Annotated in this window: 16 protein-coding genes; all 16 read left to right on the top strand. The window is 34.7% G+C overall.

Annotated features, from left to right (window positions below):
• The first annotated feature begins 22 nt into the window (after positions 1-22).
• The 16 genes from ACQH2P_RS06965 to ACQH2P_RS06890 all read left to right on the top strand — a co-directional run bounded on the left by ACQH2P_RS06965 (position 23) and on the right by ACQH2P_RS06890 (position 16,700).
• Positions 23-2,800 (top strand): TraC family protein, encoded by a 2,778-nt coding sequence (locus tag ACQH2P_RS06965; protein WP_425363580.1) that lies wholly within the window; start codon positions 23-25, stop codon positions 2,798-2,800.
• A gap of 175 nt (positions 2,801-2,975) precedes the next feature.
• Positions 2,976-3,473, top strand: a complete 498-nt coding sequence (locus tag ACQH2P_RS06960) for a hypothetical protein (protein WP_425363579.1) — start codon at positions 2,976-2,978, stop codon at positions 3,471-3,473.
• A gap of 5 nt (positions 3,474-3,478) precedes the next feature.
• Positions 3,479-3,667, top strand: coding sequence for a hypothetical protein (locus ACQH2P_RS06955; RefSeq protein WP_425363578.1), 189 nt, complete (start codon positions 3,479-3,481; stop codon positions 3,665-3,667).
• Between the two features lie 125 nt (positions 3,668-3,792).
• Positions 3,793-4,044: a conjugal transfer protein TraD gene (locus ACQH2P_RS06950; protein ID WP_425362753.1), complete on the top strand. Its 252-nt coding sequence runs from the start codon at positions 3,793-3,795 to the stop codon at positions 4,042-4,044.
• A gap of 315 nt (positions 4,045-4,359) precedes the next feature.
• The gene (gene traW, locus ACQH2P_RS06945; RefSeq protein WP_425363577.1) at positions 4,360-4,971 is read left to right on the top strand and encodes a type-F conjugative transfer system protein TraW; all 612 of its coding nucleotides are present in this window, start codon (positions 4,360-4,362) and stop codon (positions 4,969-4,971) included.
• 109 nt (positions 4,972-5,080) lie between these two features.
• The gene (locus tag ACQH2P_RS06940; RefSeq protein ID WP_341758674.1) at positions 5,081-5,347 is read left to right on the top strand and encodes a type II toxin-antitoxin system prevent-host-death family antitoxin; all 267 of its coding nucleotides are present in this window, start codon (positions 5,081-5,083) and stop codon (positions 5,345-5,347) included.
• Complete coding sequence (locus tag ACQH2P_RS06935; RefSeq protein WP_425363576.1) at positions 5,344-5,766, top strand: type II toxin-antitoxin system VapC family toxin; 423 nt, start codon at positions 5,344-5,346, stop codon at positions 5,764-5,766. Before ACQH2P_RS06940 ends, ACQH2P_RS06935 begins: the two co-directional genes overlap by 4 nt.
• Before the next feature lie 15 nt (positions 5,767-5,781).
• Positions 5,782-6,876, top strand: coding sequence for a conjugal transfer pilus assembly protein TraU (gene traU, locus ACQH2P_RS06930; protein ID WP_425363575.1), 1,095 nt, complete (start codon positions 5,782-5,784; stop codon positions 6,874-6,876).
• Positions 6,877-6,941: 65 nt separating this feature from the next.
• Positions 6,942-7,532: a type-F conjugative transfer system pilin assembly protein TrbC gene (gene trbC, locus ACQH2P_RS06925; protein ID WP_425363574.1), complete on the top strand. Its 591-nt coding sequence runs from the start codon at positions 6,942-6,944 to the stop codon at positions 7,530-7,532.
• Between the two features lie 7 nt (positions 7,533-7,539).
• Positions 7,540-8,619: a hypothetical protein gene (locus ACQH2P_RS06920; protein WP_425363573.1), complete on the top strand. Its 1,080-nt coding sequence runs from the start codon at positions 7,540-7,542 to the stop codon at positions 8,617-8,619.
• On the top strand, positions 8,604-9,767 hold the full coding sequence (gene traN, locus ACQH2P_RS06915) for a conjugal transfer protein TraN (protein ID WP_425363572.1): 1,164 nt from the start codon (positions 8,604-8,606) through the stop codon (positions 9,765-9,767). The genes ACQH2P_RS06920 and traN overlap by 16 nt, the downstream gene beginning before the upstream one ends.
• Before the next feature lie 131 nt (positions 9,768-9,898).
• Complete coding sequence (locus ACQH2P_RS06910) at positions 9,899-10,033, top strand: hypothetical protein (RefSeq protein ID WP_425363571.1); 135 nt, start codon at positions 9,899-9,901, stop codon at positions 10,031-10,033.
• Positions 10,034-10,205: 172 nt separating this feature from the next.
• A complete protein-coding gene (gene traF / locus ACQH2P_RS06905) occupies positions 10,206-11,030 on the top strand; it encodes a conjugal transfer protein TraF (protein WP_425363570.1) in 825 nt (274 codons plus the stop codon).
• Complete coding sequence (locus ACQH2P_RS06900) at positions 11,023-12,447, top strand: conjugal transfer protein TraH (protein WP_425363569.1); 1,425 nt, start codon at positions 11,023-11,025, stop codon at positions 12,445-12,447. Before traF ends, ACQH2P_RS06900 begins: the two co-directional genes overlap by 8 nt.
• Positions 12,448-12,731: 284 nt before the next feature.
• The gene (locus tag ACQH2P_RS06895; RefSeq protein ID WP_425363568.1) at positions 12,732-15,575 is read left to right on the top strand and encodes a conjugal transfer protein TraG N-terminal domain-containing protein; all 2,844 of its coding nucleotides are present in this window, start codon (positions 12,732-12,734) and stop codon (positions 15,573-15,575) included.
• Positions 15,576-15,767: 192 nt separating this feature from the next.
• Positions 15,768-16,700: a transglycosylase SLT domain-containing protein gene (locus ACQH2P_RS06890; RefSeq protein WP_425363567.1), complete on the top strand. Its 933-nt coding sequence runs from the start codon at positions 15,768-15,770 to the stop codon at positions 16,698-16,700.
• Positions 16,701-16,752 lie beyond the last annotated feature (52 nt).

Here is a 16,752-nt window from a genome sequence, read left to right as displayed (position 1 = left end):
ATGAATTAAGAAAGATAATTATATGAAGATAGTTAATTTTTTACAAGATATAGGCAATATTTGCGGTCTTACAGTTCCTGCAGAAGTAAGTTATGACAGTAATAGGCTAATGCAAGAACATATCAACGATAATACCAAAGGAGCAAAATCTTTAGCTCCACATTTAAGCTACCGATATTTTGACCCTAAATGCAATATTTTCTTTAATGAAAATAATGTAATAGGGTTCATGTTAGAAATAGCTCCGATAGTTGGAACAGATATTAATTTAGAAAAAAACTTAAGCCTATTTTTTAACAATGAATTACCAGCAAATTGTTATTTACAATTTTTACTGATTGCCAGCCATAACATAGAGCAAAAGTTAGAATTATGGAGTAATGCTAGAAGCAATGCTAATCAGATGTTACAGCAATTAACAGAATTTCGTAGGGAATATGTTAGTAAATGTGCCAAAGATTTTGCTAATTCAAATGGTAGAATGGCTAAAGATTTCAGGATATATGTTTCTTTTAGCAAAAAAAATGACAATAGTAATAGTGTAAAATCTATTGAGGAAATAGTAGCTTTTCAAAGCAAATTAGTGAAAAAGCTGCAATCAATAAAACTATCTCCTCGTATATGTGATGCTGACAAGTTAATGTTTGTAGCAGCTGATATAGCTCAAATGCAAATGCAAGACAGATTAAGTCGTAAATATGATCCAATCAATCCGTTAGCTAGTCAAATACTTACACCACTTTCAAGAACTATGGTGCAAGAAGATTGTCTAATTCATCTGGATAGTACTTATAGCGATAATAGATCAAAGATAAACAAATTATCAACTAACAAATTAGTTTCTAAATGTTTTTACCCAGTTGCACTGCCAGAGCAGTGGTCATTACTTGAGATGATTAATTTACTTGGCTCAACAAATGATTATGGTTTACCAGCCAGGCTAATAATTAGTTACACAGTAGCAAATAATATAAGTAAAACGCAAAGCTCAAAAATTCTAGCAAGAGGACATAGAAGCATACATGCTGCTGAACAATGGTATGCAAGGCATGATACTAATTTAAGAAAAGAAGCTCTAGAGTGGCGGGAGATAATTGCTAAAGCTAAAAATGGTGAACAATTTTTAACAGAGTCTATGCAAATAATGATTACTGCTCCTGAAAGCGAAATAGAAATAGCACAGGAATGCTTAACAAGTCTATACAATGCGAATGACTTCCAATTACAAATTAACAAAAATCTACAATTACCAGCAATGTTATCCATATTACCAATGCAACAGCTGATTAGTTGGAACTTTTTGCAGCATTTCCAGTTGGTTAAAATTGCTCAAGCTAAGGAAGTAATAGCTAAACTACCAATACATGGAGAATGGAAGGGAGTTATGCAAAGCGGAGTACTATTACTAGGACGTAGAGGAGAGCTATTTAACTGGAATCCATTTGTTCGAATCAATGCTGGTAATTACAACGTATCGGTCATGGCACCATCTGGTTCTGGTAAGTCAGTATTTTTGCAGGAGTTAGCTACCTCAATGCTAGCACAAAATATTTCCGTATTTATTTTAGATATAGGAGGTAGTTATCAAAATATTTGTGAGTTAATTGGCGGGGAAACAATTAGGTTCAATCAGCATAATAATGTTTCTTTAAATCCTTTTGCCCAAATAGCAGGTAGCGGCAGCAGACATGCTAAGGCTCTTTCTATGATTGAAGGAAATTGTCATCTGGTAGAAATAGGTTCAGTGACTGGGTTATCCTTAGAACAAATTGAAATGCTGACCTCTAGTACTAAACCTCAAGATCAATCTCATAATATTACCAGAGATCAATGGCAAGCAAAACAAGACGAATATCAAGATTTAGTCTTAGATCAAAAAATAGAAATATTACAGATAGAAAATCATTTTGTTACTAAGGACAGCGTCATTTATGCCAAAAGTATTATTAGTGCTATGTGCGGCATTAGCAAGGATGCTCATAAGGAAGCTATCATTGAGCGAGCAATAAGTGAAGGCATAGGAAAATATGGGAATGAACTCGATATTAGCAAACTTGCTAAAGTACTAGAGGGACTAGAAGGAGAGGCAGCAAAGGCTCTTGCTGAAACGCTATATCCTTATACTGAGAAAGGAGTACATGGTAAATTCTTTAAGCAAGGCAAGACTGCTTCATTTAAAGAAATGCTAACCATATTTGAGTTTGAGGAAGTAAAAAATGATCCAGTGTTACTTGGTGTAATATTACAAGTAGTATTGATGCAAGTAACAATGCAATTTTTATGTGGTGATAGATCAAAACAATTTTTACTGATTGTTGATGAAGCTTGGATGATTTTAGATTACTCAGCCAAATTTTTAGAAAGCTTTGGCAGAACGGTCAGAAAATATGGCGGTTCATTAGTTATTTGTGTGCAGAATTTTACTGATTTCCAAAAAAGTGATGAGCGTAGAAGCATTTTAGAAAATAGTTCATGGTTGGTGATATTAAAGCAAGATGAAAAAGGACTAAGTTCATTGAGTGCTTCAGAAAGCTTTAAAGATATTATGCCCTTGATTGAATCTATTAGTTTAGTACCAGGTAAGTATGCGGAGATGCTGCTTATATCTACTGGCTTAAAAGTTGTTGGACGACTTGAGTTAGATCCATATTCTCAAGGATTATACTCAACAGAAGCAGCTGATTTTAAATATTTACTTGAGGCAAAACGTAAGGGCTTAAGTAAAGATGAAGCAGTAAAAGCCTTGGCAAGCAAATATGGTGAGCTACCTATAACTATAACCTGGGAAGGTTCTAGATAGTTTCCGTCTATTAGCGAGGAAGACCGTAGGTCGACGAAGCAATCTAAGAGCATGGATTGCCACGACCACTACGTGGTCTCGCTAATAGACACCTGGAATATCTAGAACTTATTCGGGTTAGCTATACTCTAGAAAATATCGATAAACAGTAATTACAAGGAGCATGAGGCTCAATATGAACATCAATATAAAGACAGATAGTAACCTAAACATAGGTAATGATAACGAATTTAACAAAAAACAAATTGTTGTTTTGCTAATGTTTACAATACTTGGAGTATCAATTGGCTGGCTTGGATTTTTGCTATTTGGTGATATTGGTAATCAATGCAAGATTATCTATGTATCACAAAAAGAAATATTGAGATTGGAAAAAGAAAGAATAAACCAACAACCAAAAGAGAAAAATCTATTTTTTGGTAAAACTAATCAGGCAATAGAGCTAATCAATTCAGAAGCTCAGAAATATAAGAATAAAAGAAGCAAAGTGATATTTATAGTCGATAATTTTATTACGGGAGAAGGCACGTTGTCAATAAGCAAGCAAGTACATCAGAATGTAATAGACAATTTAGCAAAGCTATTAGGTAACCTAAAGCAAGCTAAGTCGTCTGATAGATTAGAGGATAATAATTTAGGAGAGGTAACTATTAACAAACAACCACAACTATAGCTAACATGATTAGTATTACTCCGTCATTGCTAGGAGCCACTTCAGTGGCGACGAAGCAATCCAGGGAAATGATTAGATTTGGATTGCTTCGTCGTAGCAATGCTACTTCTCGCAATGACGGAGTAATGCTAGTCGGGTTAGCTATATTAAACAGCAACTATCAAAATAACAAACAATTAAATAATAACCAATAAATATAGAGGAATTAACAATGTACGACAAAATTAATTATCCGTTTTATAGACAAACGAACAAACAAAATACCAACTCAAATATAAACTCACAATCTCGTAATGATTGTAACAACTACAGGTACCATATGAACAGTCCAAGTAACAACCAAATTAACAGCCAAAATGCTAATTATTTAAAACGTAAACAAGATACCAGAAAAAAGATCATGCTAGGAGGTTTAGTAATAAAAGCAGGACTGGATTACTTACATCCAGAAGATATTGAAGTTCTTTACGGTATGTTGCTAACAAGCAAAACGCTACTTAATACCAATCCAGAGATTTTTGAGTATTGGAGAGAATGTGGTAAAGATTTGAAGAAAATACAAGTGAACTGAGGAACAAAGGTAAACATACAGCTAACCCGACTAACATATATGCCAAATTCACATACGTCATTGCGAGGAGCTACTTTAGTAGCGACGAAAAATCCATTTTTGGTTACTTTTATGGATTGCTTCGTCGACCTACGGTCTTCTCGCAATGACAAATAATAGATACATCGTCATTGCGAGACCACGTAGTGGTCGTGGCAATCCACGCTTCGTTCGGGCTTCGTGCCTCCTCGCAATGACGTCAGTTTATCATGGATAAATACTAATAGGACTAACTATAAAAAAGCAAACATAAAAAACTAAGTGAACTAAATAGAAATGAAACAACTAATAATAGCTTTAGTAATCTTACTACCACAAATAACCATTGCCAAGGATTTTGGTATATATGGAACAATTTTTGAGGTTAAGGAGGAAGGATTTTTAGCAATGATCCAAAGAAAACTAAAGCTAGTTGATATAGAACAGGAGCAAAGAAAAATGTTAGAAATTGCTAAAAATAGAATAGAAGAACCTGTACTCGTTACAAATATAAAACGAACTGAGAAACCACAGAGTTTTACCTATGAGCCAAGCTATATGGTAAAAGAAGATATTGTCTTACCTAATGGCAAACTACTTTATGCACTAGGTACAAGAGTTAATCCACTAGATCATATGAGTTTAGACAAGAAGCTAATATTTATTAATGGTAAAGATAGCTTGCAAATAGAGTGGTTTAAGCAACAACAAAGCAATGGGGTAATAAAGGAAGAAGACAAGTTAATATTAATCGCTGGCAGACCGCTGGATTTACAGAAAGAACTAAATAGAGAGGTATATTTTGATCAAGCAGGAATTTTAACGACAAAATTCAACATTGAGCAAGTCCCAGCGATAATAGAACAAGAAGGCAAATTGTTAAGAATAAGGGAAGTAGAAATCGATTAGTGATTGCAATAAAACAGTTATAATGCACTATGGAACTATTTTAGGTAAAGTTTGAGCTATAGCTAATAAAATGGTATTATAAGTAAATTAATAAAATTAGAGGTGAATTGTGCAAAAATGGCAGTTACAAGAAGCAAAGGAACATTTTGAGGAAATTATTGAACTCGCTGAAAACGGGCAACCTCAATTAGTAAATGATAAGAAGAGACATAAAGCAGTCTATATTATCTCAGTAGAAGATTATATGGGTGATAAAATAAAACCCCCTATGTCATTTAAAGAATTTTTATTATCCATACCAAAAGTTGATAATGATGATGAGGAGGATTTATTTGAAAGAAAACCAAGTAAAGCTAGGGAAGATATTGATATATGAGATATTTACTTGATACTAATATATTGTCAGAGTTTCGTAAGAAAAGTCCAAATAGCCAAGTAATATCTTGGTTATATCAAGTACCTATAGAATCATTACATATAAGTTACTTAACAATTGGTGAGATTCAAAAAGGGATTGCTAAAAAGAGACAAACAGATTTAATAGCCTCATTAAGTTTAGAAAGGTGGCAAGATATTTTAATTAAAAAATATACCGCTAGAACCATTGGTATAGATAATAATGTATGTAAATGTTGGGGAGAATTACTTGCTATTGATGCTACCAATCAGGTAGATAGCCTAATTGCTGCACAAGCAATAGTTCATGACATGGTTTTAGTTACTCGTAATACCAAACATTTTAATAAATTTGGAGTGAAATTACTAAATCCTTTTGAGGAATTTGAATTTGAATGATGTAAGAGGAAAAAGTTGATAAATATCAATAATGCAACCTTGAGCAGAAAGTTTGGCGACCCAGCTCAAGGTGCAAAGACACGGTTAAGCATCATACTGATAATGGCTATTTTTATGCCATTTTCAGTATCTGCAAGTATTACATGTCAGGGACATTTTGTCAACCCAATTACTGACATTTGTTGGAGCTGCATATTACCAATAAGTATAGGCAATGTCATTAATATTGGTAGCGGTGTCATGCCTAAACAAAGAGATACCAAAAATCCATCATCACCAGTTTGTTTATGTGTTAAAGCCAATATTCCTGTACCAGGAATAGCAATAGGATTTTGGGAACCAGTAAGACTTATTGATGTTACAAGAACGCCTTATTGTATGACTAATCTTGGTGGAGTACCTCTAGCATCTTTTGGATCTGATGCAAAAAGGATTAGTAGCTTTAATAGAGGATATGATGATAGGCATGTTCACGATAGTTTTTACCACGTTCATTATTATATTTACCCATTAATTTATTGGCTTGAACTCATTACTGATTTTATTTGTTTAGAACAAAATACCTTTGATGTGGCTTATATGAGTGAGTTTGATGTTACTTGGAATGATGAGAAATTGCAGAGTTTGTTAAATCCTGAAGCTTTTTTATTTGCTAACCCGATAGCTCAGGCAGCTTGTGCCTTGGATTGTGCAAGTAGTACAGTCAGGTTGCCATTAGATAGCATGTTTTGGTGTGCTGGTTGTTGGGGTAATATGTATCCATTTTCTGGGGCAAATGCTGATCATGTTGGCGGAGTTCAGAGCAGTAGTTTACTAGCTACCCGAATAATTGCCAAGATGCACCGAATAGGATTAGCGGAGGAGACGTCAACTGATGAAAACACTTCTTTAACAGGTGGCGGAAAATTGTGCCGTAAATCTAGGGCATTAAAGATCAAAAAGAGTCAATATAAGCTACAGATGGTCAACCCAGTGTCAACATCCAGCGGCATTGGTTGTTGGTCATTGGGGTTAAGTGACATGATGTATTCAACATTTAAAGAATATCCGTATGACGGACAAGATTGGGGGTATTTAGTATGGCGCAAAAAAAATTGTTGTGCCTTTTAGTTGCATTACTGTTTAGCAGTAGTCACTTAATTATAGCACAAAATATTAGCAACGCTAATAGCGAATTGCTAAATAACATAAAAAATATTGAGATAACTGATCAGCAGCAAGATTGGGCTAAAGAATTGGGGCATGCAGGACAAATATTAACAAGAGAAGCTATTTTACAAAAGTTGCGTGAGTTAGATGAGCAGCATTGTTTGAAACAAGGACAAAATTGCAGTGATAAAGAATTAGGGGACAAAGAACTTATTAACCCAGCAGTGCTTAAGATATTTGTAAGTAGCGGGATGCCAGGTAATTTATTGAAGATATATCATCAGCAAGCAGTTAAATATGGTGGAACATTGGTATTTAAGGGATTACCCAATGGTACCTTCAAAGAACTTACTAAACTCGTTATGTCAATATCAGAAAATGGTGAAGTAGGTAGTATGCAAATAGATGACGAAGCCTTTGATCAGTTTGCTATTAATGTTGTGCCAGCTATTTTGCTGGTTAAACAAGAAGGTTACTTAGATGGGTGTTTTGGTAAATCTTGCAAAGTTACTTACGATAAGATTACTGGCAGTATATCCGTCAAAAAAGCTTTAGAAAAATTTACGATTAATGGTGATTTATCACAAGAAGCTGAAAGGTTACTGAAAAATGATTAAGTTTAAAATGACAAATAATTACAAAATAACATTTAAAAAGTTTTGGTATGCGAATTGTCGGTTATTAAGGCTCAGTGTAGCCCTGCTACCCTTTTGGCATCTAACTAGCTTGGCTGTATATACTGAACCTACTGCTAAAACTAATGTCAATAAAGTAGACCCGTTATTTAATGAAAAAATAGAAAATTATAAAGCTTTTGAACAAGTTCTAGAAAGACAAAAGGCATCTGCAGTAAAAGGGGCTGAATCTGAAACAGGTTTTAACGATCTAGTTGGCAGTAGGCAGGCAAGAGCTAAGGGATCAGAATTAAGTAATATTAGGGCAGAAGAGCTTGAAGGCTCTGGAATAAGAGAATCATTTAAAGAAGCTTGGGTTAATGACTATTTAGTTGATTACTCTAAACCTGGAATGATCAGACATAAAGAGGATGCAAGTAGAATAGCTGAAGGAACTGGCAGAAAGATGGAAGGATTAATTGGTCTACTAAAAAAGCTGGATATTGATTGCAAGCAGCTCAAGGGTAATAGGGAGATAGAGCCAGAATATCATTTAGATATTCAAAAAGAGGTTGTTAAGGATACAATATATAACCAAGTTTTTTGTGAACAATTACGTAATTACTATAATTGCAGTAATAATCTTATCTTGAGCTGTAAAAAGAAAGACAGGATTCTACAAGAAAGAACAATTTATATTAATTATCATTTTCTTCCTAATCCTCCTAAGGGTATTCCTGTTCAACATTATTTTTTGAAATATTTTATTAATAATAGCAATCAGGATTTACTAAATTGGGAGTTGCAACAAAGCACTATTAGACGAATTAAAGAAAATGGTTCAGTAGTACAACAGCAAATGAAGCAATTATTAGCTGATCAGTTGGAGATTCCTGTTGAAGATATAGTTTCAATACGAATTAATAGAGATGGTCCTCCAATAGGTGAACTGGATGATCCATCGTGGATTCGTACTTATATGTCTCATGATGATTATTTTGGTAGAGACTTTACTGTGACTTATAAGGTCGGTTCTGAAGAATGTACAGAGTGGCAAGAAGATTGGAGTGAGATATGTACATTAAATTAATTAGCCACAAAGATTTATTTTATATTTATTTAAGGAAAATACTGGTGCTAGTCCTGCCTATAATTGTCGCAAGTTTAGTCATGATGGTATCGATAGAAGCAGCTGGGTTTGTTAGCAATTATCCATGTTCAGATACAGTAAAGACCTGTTTATCTAGCGGCATTAGGATAATTGACGGTTTCGCGGTAAACAAAGATTGTTGGGAATATTCTTACCAAAAAACCTGTAATTATCCGAGTAAGGATAATTGCCGGAATTATGAACATTGTTATACGGTAGCAGATTTACCTTGCTTACTGCATGACAGTTTAGGTAATTGCGTAAATTTACAAAGGGAGTTTTCTTGTAAGAGCTGGATACCAGCTGAAATAGAGAATCAAAAGGTAAGAATGGGTCTAATTGAAAAAGATGGTCAAGAAGGATTAGTTTGTAGGGGGATACCTTGTATAGACGGCAACTGTGTTGATAAAAGCTACCAGACTAATGGTGAGATGATGGATTCAGCCTCCAAGCTTTACATGGTGAGTCAAATAAAAGATGCAAAGGATTCTAATTTTAAAATATTTGCTGGTTTTAATAGCCATTGTAGTAAGAAGGCTGTCGGCTATATCAATTGCTGTGCAGTTAGTCTAGATGGTTGGGGCAATCATTTAGGGGCTCACTGCAATGAAGATGAGAAACAACTAATTGAAAACCGTAAAAAGAATCTATGTGTCTATGTTGGTAAAGAAAATAGGGGAATAATGAAAGTAGTAGTAAAGCATCATTATTGTTGTTTTGGTAATTTACTACAAAAGGTTATTCAGGTTGAAGGAAGAAAGCAATTATATGCCAAGGGACTTATCAGTAGTACGGTAAAGAATTTTGGTAGTGGAGGCAATCCTAATTGTCGGGGATTAACTTTAGCAGAATTGCAGAATTTGGATTTTGACAAAATGGATCTTACTGAATTTATTGAAGATTTTAAGCTTAAGTTTGCTGGAAAATATAAAGCCCCAAATGTCGGTGACATTACCACCAGGATAGAAGGTGCAGCAACCTCTAACATCAGAAAAGGAGATAATAATTCTTATAATAAAGAAAATAATAAATCTGGTTGGAGTACAAAGGTATCTGATGATTCATGGGAAGCTGAGAAAGAAAGATAAAAAATAAGTTAATTGAGGAAAACAAGATGATATAGCTACCTCTCTGTCATTGCGAGGAGCTACTTTAGTAGCACAGTTGTCGAAAGTTAGAAGGGGAAGCGGTTCTAGGCAGAACAGTTTAAAAGTCGTATGTGGTTAATGTCATTGCGAGGAGGCGTAAGCCGACGAAGCAATCCATAAAAGTAACCAAAAATGGATTGCTTCGTCGGCTTACGCCTCCTCGCAATGACGCCGGTTATTTTTTCACAACTTTTAAACTGCCATGATGACCTCTAAACCCGCTTCCCTTTCTAACTTTCAACAGCTGTGACTAAAGTAGCTTCTCGCAATGACAATCTAGAACCTGAACGAATTAGCTATAGTTAAAGAACAAAAAAGAATAGAAAAGCCAACAATTAAGGAAAAACCAATTGGGCATTAGAAATGGGTAAATATATTTTGAAAATATTATTAATTTGCATAGTTGTAGCTAATTACTGCATCACTAACTACTGCTACGCAAGTAACTTCTTTGATCAGCGTTACCGTGGCTGGATATGGTTTGAGGAAAAAGAAAAAGCTGAGAAGGTGGCTAACAAACAAAAAGAGTTAACCTTAAAGGAAATACAAAAGCAAAAATATGCTAAAGCAAGACAAGAAGTAGAGCAATTTAGCCAGGAACTAGAGGAGCTAAAATTTATGATGATTAGATATCCAGAAAATATCGAACATGCAAGGAGATATAAGGAAAAGGAAGCACAGATGTTAGAAAATAGCTTAAAACTTGCTCATACCTTCAGGATGGTGAATTTTCTTTATCCTGAGATTATCAATTTAATTGACAATCCAATTAACCTATATGGCAGGAGAATAAAAGAAGAGATTAATGAGCAGGAAACAACTGAGAAGCTTAAAGAACTTAGCTGCAAGATAGAACTCTTTATATTCTTTTCCTCAACTTGTCCTTATTGCACAGCACTAGAACCAGTACTTAATGATTTTGCTAAAAAATATGGATTTAAGGTAGAAGCGGTAAGCCTAGATGGCAGCCGAAGTAAATTCTTTAAAACCCAGCAAAATAAAGGATTGGCTGAGAAGCTAAACTTGCAACGTACCCCAACGATAGTAGTGGTAACTAACGACAGTAAGATCAATTTTGAACTAATTAGAGGAGCAGCATCAATATCAGAGCTTGAGGAAGCTGCAATATTTGCTGCTGAGTATCTAAATAAGATGGAAGGAATAGCTAAAGAAAAAACTAAGGTAGCGGAAAATGATGATTAGAAATTTAATACGGAAATTATCCATTCATTGCTTATTGGCAACATGGTTACTGGCAAGCAGTAATAGTTATGGCGGTATAGAGAAACTGATTAAAAGCGTTATGCCAAAGGGTACTATGAGCAATGTTAGTAAAAGTGCGATAGTACATGATCAATTAGCAGGTCATATAGTTGGTGGTTCAGTGTTGATTAAGTCTCCACCTATAGAAGATTTGCAGCTTGTTAACTTTCAAGCTCCTAGCTGTAAACTTGGTGGTCTTCCATGTGGAATACAACTTGATTTAAGGGGCGGAGCCTTATCATTTGTAAAAAGTGCTGCTATGGAACAATTTCTTAAAGAGATGGTACAAAATGTTGGTGGCTATGCAACAATCATGGCTATAAAAACAATCTGCCCTCAATGTGAGAATATTATGACCTACTTAGAACAAATGCAAAGAAATACCAATCAGTTCAATATTAATTCCTGCGATATGGCTACTCAGATAAGTAATGGTATAGCCAGCAGGATGGATAAAGGAGCAGAACTTACTCGCCAAAGTGACTTGGCAATGACCAGGGGAGGAAGTGATATGGCAGATATTAGAAATAAAGCTAGAACAGATAATGGAGACCCAACCAAAACCAATAAAGAACTTGAAAGTTTACTAGGTGATAATTTCAATTTGGTATGGAAAGCTCTTACCAAGAAAGCAAGTGGTGGTGGAGATGTAACTAGTTTCAAAGAATTATTAATGAGTATATCAGGGACTATTATTGGCAAAAAAGATGATGAAGGACGCCGCTCTATAATTCATAAAAAGTCACTAGTTAATAAAGAATTAATAGAGGAATTTATTGGAATAAGGAGTGGTAGTGTAGAGGTTGAGCAGTATAGGTGTGATGAAACAAACTTATGCTTACTTCCTCAAAAAGCAAAAACCAGATTATTAGCTAGCGATACATTATATGGAAGTATTGATGGGATGCTAGTTTCTATGGTTAAAAAAATAAAAACTAATAATGGTGATTTTACTGAAGAAGAGGAAAACTTAATAACCTTATCATCGATCCCACTAACTAACAAGATACAGAGAGAGCTTGCCACTAACGCTGACAATGCTTACCTGACAGTACGTATGGCTGAGTTTGTTGAAACCTTATGCTATGACGTGGTAACTAATTATCTTACCAAATTATTACAACAAACTTCTGAAGCAGTATCAGAACTGTCTTACTTACAGTTGGCAGATATAGGGGTATTTACCAATTTTGAGCAGGAAGTAAATAATACTATTAGTTTTTTGGTAGGTAGCAGAGAGAACGCCTTTAGGCGGTATAATATTATCGAACAAACCAAGATGAGAATGTTGCAAGAGGAAAAATACTTTGAGATGAAGTTTCAGGAGTTTATGTCAACTAATAACATAGATGGATAACTGTGAAATGGACATGGATAGAAAGGGGATATAGCTAATCTGATTAGCATTACTCCGTCATTGCGAGGAGGTCATGAGACCGACGAAGCAATCCATTTTTGGTTACTTTTGGATTGCTTCGTCGCTACTAAAGTAGCTCCTCGCAATGACGAGTTATAGACGTAGGCGTCATTGCAAGAAGGCGTAAATCGACGAAGCAATCTAATAAATAATAGATTGCCACGACCACTACGTGGTCTCGCAATGACGCCAATTTGTTGTATAGAAAGAAAATAGGTAGAAATATGGAACTTGATTTAACAATTCATACTTACGGTTATTACGATGCTTTGTACTATGTGTTAAATGGTCTGGCAATGTTCCGCAATAATGAATTTTATACAGATTTAGTAAATAGTCTATGCATAATTACTGGATGCTATTATGCAGTAAAAATGTCGTACAGTAATAGTAATATGGTGTGGCGGGCATATGTGTTTAAAGTACTTGGTATGATTGTACTAATTAACGCATTATTACTGCCTAAAACGGAAATGATTGTTAAAGATCATGTAAATAAAATAATAGGTAAGGTTGATAATATTCCCATAGCTTTTGCCCTGCCTGTTGGGATATTAGAGGAATTTGGTCATTTAATTACTATTGGTTTTGAGCAAGTATATGCACCGATAGAGTCTCTTGTAAGTTCTGGGTCACCTACATTCTCTTATTATAATTATGGTATGTTATTTGGGGCAAGACTAAAAAAGGAATTACGTCAGGTTCGCATTAAAGATCCAGAATTTGTAGAAAATATGCGAACTTTTATCAAGCAATGTATTGTACTCCCAGCAATGATCGGCTACCAATTTACTCCTAAACAATTAATAGATACTCCAGATATTTGGAAATTAGTAAGTAGCAAATCTGGAACTTTAACTCGTCTTTATCTGCGGATAGGAGATAAAATACGTAATGTTACTTGCAGAGAAGCAGTAAATTTCTTTGAAAATTATTTTGATGAAGAAATCAAAAGAGTAATGTCAAAAAATGCCAATACAGAATTTGCTTTAGCAAGAGGTGGATCAGATTATACCCCATCAACTAGCTCATCAAGTATTCTGTCAAATGTTTTAGAGAAAAATATTAGAGCCCTCTATGGCGGTGGTCAAAAAGCAGGGGACATACTACGTCAACAAATGATGATCAATAGTATATCTGACTATACCTCCAGTAACTATGCGGTGGCAAGAGCACGAACTAGCCAGGAAAGTAGCTGGCTGTTATCAAGCGACATGGCAAGCTTATATCTACCAATGTTACTAGTAGTAATAAAATGTATAGTTTATGCATCATTTATGTTCTTAGTGCCAATGTTAATTTTTAGTGGTGGCATAGCAAAATATGCTTCTTACCTAACCCTAGTCGCATCATTACAATTATGGCCAGCATTAAATGCCATTATTAATATGATCATGGGTACGTATAGCAATTTAAAAACTGGCTCAAATTTAATGCTAAGTTTCAGTAGTAGCAGCACAATCACCAATCATGTTGATACAATAGTGACAGTAGCAGCAGGTTTGCAAATGGTAATACCATTTCTGGCATTTGCTATTATGCAAGGTGGCGTTAGCAGTCTTGGTCACTTAGCGGGATCAATTATTGGTGGGCTGCAAGCAACAGGCGGTAGTATAGGAGCAGAGGTAGCAAGTGGTAATAGAAGCATTGATAATGTTTCAGAAGGGAATAATCAGCGATATACGAAGTCAGGATATAAGACTGACTATAATATGCAATATGTCGAAGGTGGCAATAGCTGGCAACAAGCCGATGGTAGTATAGCTCGTAATAATCCTGATGGTAGTGTAATTTACAGTGGCGGTCAAGGTATTAACACTTCGGTTGGTATCACCAAATTTAATCTGGAACAAACAGCTCAGAATCATGTGACTCAAGGCATACACACATCTGAAAGCTTGCTGAAGTCAGATCAAAGGTCACTATCAGATGCAAAGAGTAACACCTTGAGCAAAACAGCTGATTTTGTTTCCAATTTAGCACAGCGTGAGCATAGTGGGGAAAGCTATAATTATGATATAATGGGAGAGCAAGGCAAGTCACTCCAGAGGGCAATAAACAACGTCAGAACTCTTAAAGAACAATATGGATATAGTTGGCAACAAGCAACAGATGCAGCGTTAAAAGCATCTATGACTGCGGCTACTCCACTAAAAGGACTTACTGGTATTGGTATCTCTGGTAGTGTAGAAGGTTCAGTTACTGCCAGAAATGTAAGCGATCAGTCTTTTATGGAGGATAATGATACATCAACACAAAATAATACTCATGAAGATTACAACAATATAGTCAAAGCAGCATCAAGTGAAGTATGGGGAAAAGATAATAGTGCTGAAAAACATTATAGCGATGCAGTAAGAAACAGTTATGAAGAGCAACAAAGATTAGAGTCACAAGTATCAATGCGTCAGGAAGCAGTAGATAATTGGTACAAAACAAAAAGCAAACTTGAATTAGAATCAGCGACAGTTAACAAAGATATGTATCAAGAAGTGTTAGACCGATGCGTAGTAGAGTTCGGTATGGATGCAAACTCCGTGAGGAAGCTATTAGACAAAAGGCATCCTGACGTGATGAAAGTATGGAATAAAATAGCATCTGAAGAATTACAAAATTTAATACCTGAAATAAATAACGGTAAGCAGCAAGTATCAGGTCAGCATGCAGAAAAAGCATTAAATGATTTTAGTAGTGAACATGATAAGCGAATTAATAGAAATCCTGAATCACAAGTTAAAGAAGTAGCAACAAAAAGTGGTATTAATACTAATAGTGAGGAATTTACAGCAAATATTAAAGGCAAAGGGGGAAAACTTAAAAATAAGTTTGAAGAAGTAACCGGTAAAAATTCTGAACAATATAATAATATTCGACAAGTTAATGAACTTGAGCGAAAAGATTTACAGGCGGAGATTGCTAAGTATGAGAAAGATAGGATTGGGCAGGGAAGAATTATTGGTGATCCTTTAGGAATAGGTGGATCAACTAAAGGTTCCCCAAAAGGCTGGCAATTCAACAAAGGGGCTTATCAATCTTCAAGGCAGAGTAAACCAAAAGATTCTAAGTGAAAGATTTACTTTCTATGATAATACATATTACCAGGTAGATTACGATGTTCAATGCCCGTGTAATATATATTGTTCGAACTAAAGGTAGAAGAAGAATGAACATTAGTATTATATTCCCCTGCTTTCATACCAATAATTCCTTCTTGCCAAGCATTTTTATTAAATAAAATAGAAATAGGACAATTTTTATATATGAAGTATGAAATAGGCAAGACAAGAGCTATACCAATAATAGAAGAAAGATTTAGCTCATTAAAATTTTTAGATATGCACGCAGCAGTAAAAAATATATTAATTAAAAATATTACGTTGAACTTTTTTGGTAGCTTATTCGTTAAGTCTTCACCTTGGCTATTTAGAAATATTTTATTGTTAATATATTTAGTTTTGTTAAATCTAGTAAGTAAGTATGGTACTAAAGTCAGTGACAAAACTAAAATAATTAAGGCACCAATACTTAAAAAGTCTACTATTTGTTCACTCAAAAAGACACTAAAACATATCCCAGACCAGAACATTAAATTCCAGAAATTATCTTTGTTTAACCGTGATCTGATCCAATTCATAACAAACCTCAAGTTTAGCATACCTAAATTAATAATATCATGGTTTACTATTTTAAGTAAAGAAATAATAAAGATTTTGGTGGTTATAATATTTAGTTTTTCACAAAATGTAGTATTTGCCCAAAATTTATCTGAATTAATTAGCACAGTTGAAAAAGAACATAATCTCCCTAGTGGTTTGTTGAAAGCCATTGTTGAAGTAGAATCTGGACTAAAAACCTACGCAATAAATATAAAGGGGAAAGCTTTCATTGCTAAATCTCAAATAGAAGCATCTAAAATTATACGTTCTTACCTCAAGCAAGGATATACCAATATTGATATAGGACTGGCTCAAATAAATTGGCACTGGCACGGTTATAATTTCAGCAGTATAGATGAAATGCTTACCCCTAAAAATAATGTTAAATATGCTGCAAAATTGCTAACTGATTTATATGAGAAGCACGGTGACTGGCAGAAGGTAGTACGACTCTATCACTCAGCGAAACCCCATCATCATAGGCAATATTCAAGAAAGGTACTGTTATCATGGCTTGACGATTCTGACGGTACGTAGCTTGGTACAAACCATAAATAACTCACCTTACACATGGCATTTAAAAGTCATA

This window comes from Candidatus Tisiphia endosymbiont of Hybos culiciformis, assembly GCF_964030975.1.
GTDB lineage: Bacteria > Pseudomonadota > Alphaproteobacteria > Rickettsiales > Rickettsiaceae > Tisiphia.
This window is presented reverse-complemented; position numbering and strand designations above follow the sequence as displayed.

Coding starts and splice junctions, on each gene's coding strand:
- ACQH2P_RS06965 (WP_425363580.1), top strand. CDS start 23: ATGAAGATAGTTAATTTTTTACAAGATATAGGCAATATTTGCGGTCTT.
- ACQH2P_RS06960 (WP_425363579.1), top strand. CDS start 2,976: ATGAACATCAATATAAAGACAGATAGTAACCTAAACATAGGTAATGAT.
- ACQH2P_RS06955 (WP_425363578.1), top strand. CDS start 3,479: ATGATTAGTATTACTCCGTCATTGCTAGGAGCCACTTCAGTGGCGACG.
- ACQH2P_RS06950 (WP_425362753.1), top strand. CDS start 3,793: ATGAACAGTCCAAGTAACAACCAAATTAACAGCCAAAATGCTAATTAT.
- traW (WP_425363577.1), top strand. CDS start 4,360: ATGAAACAACTAATAATAGCTTTAGTAATCTTACTACCACAAATAACC.
- ACQH2P_RS06935 (WP_425363576.1), top strand. CDS start 5,344: ATGAGATATTTACTTGATACTAATATATTGTCAGAGTTTCGTAAGAAA.
- ACQH2P_RS06920 (WP_425363573.1), top strand. CDS start 7,540: ATGACAAATAATTACAAAATAACATTTAAAAAGTTTTGGTATGCGAAT.
- traN (WP_425363572.1), top strand. CDS start 8,604: ATGTACATTAAATTAATTAGCCACAAAGATTTATTTTATATTTATTTA.
- ACQH2P_RS06900 (WP_425363569.1), top strand. CDS start 11,023: ATGATTAGAAATTTAATACGGAAATTATCCATTCATTGCTTATTGGCA.
- ACQH2P_RS06895 (WP_425363568.1), top strand. CDS start 12,732: ATGGAACTTGATTTAACAATTCATACTTACGGTTATTACGATGCTTTG.
- ACQH2P_RS06890 (WP_425363567.1), top strand. CDS start 15,768: ATGAAGTATGAAATAGGCAAGACAAGAGCTATACCAATAATAGAAGAA.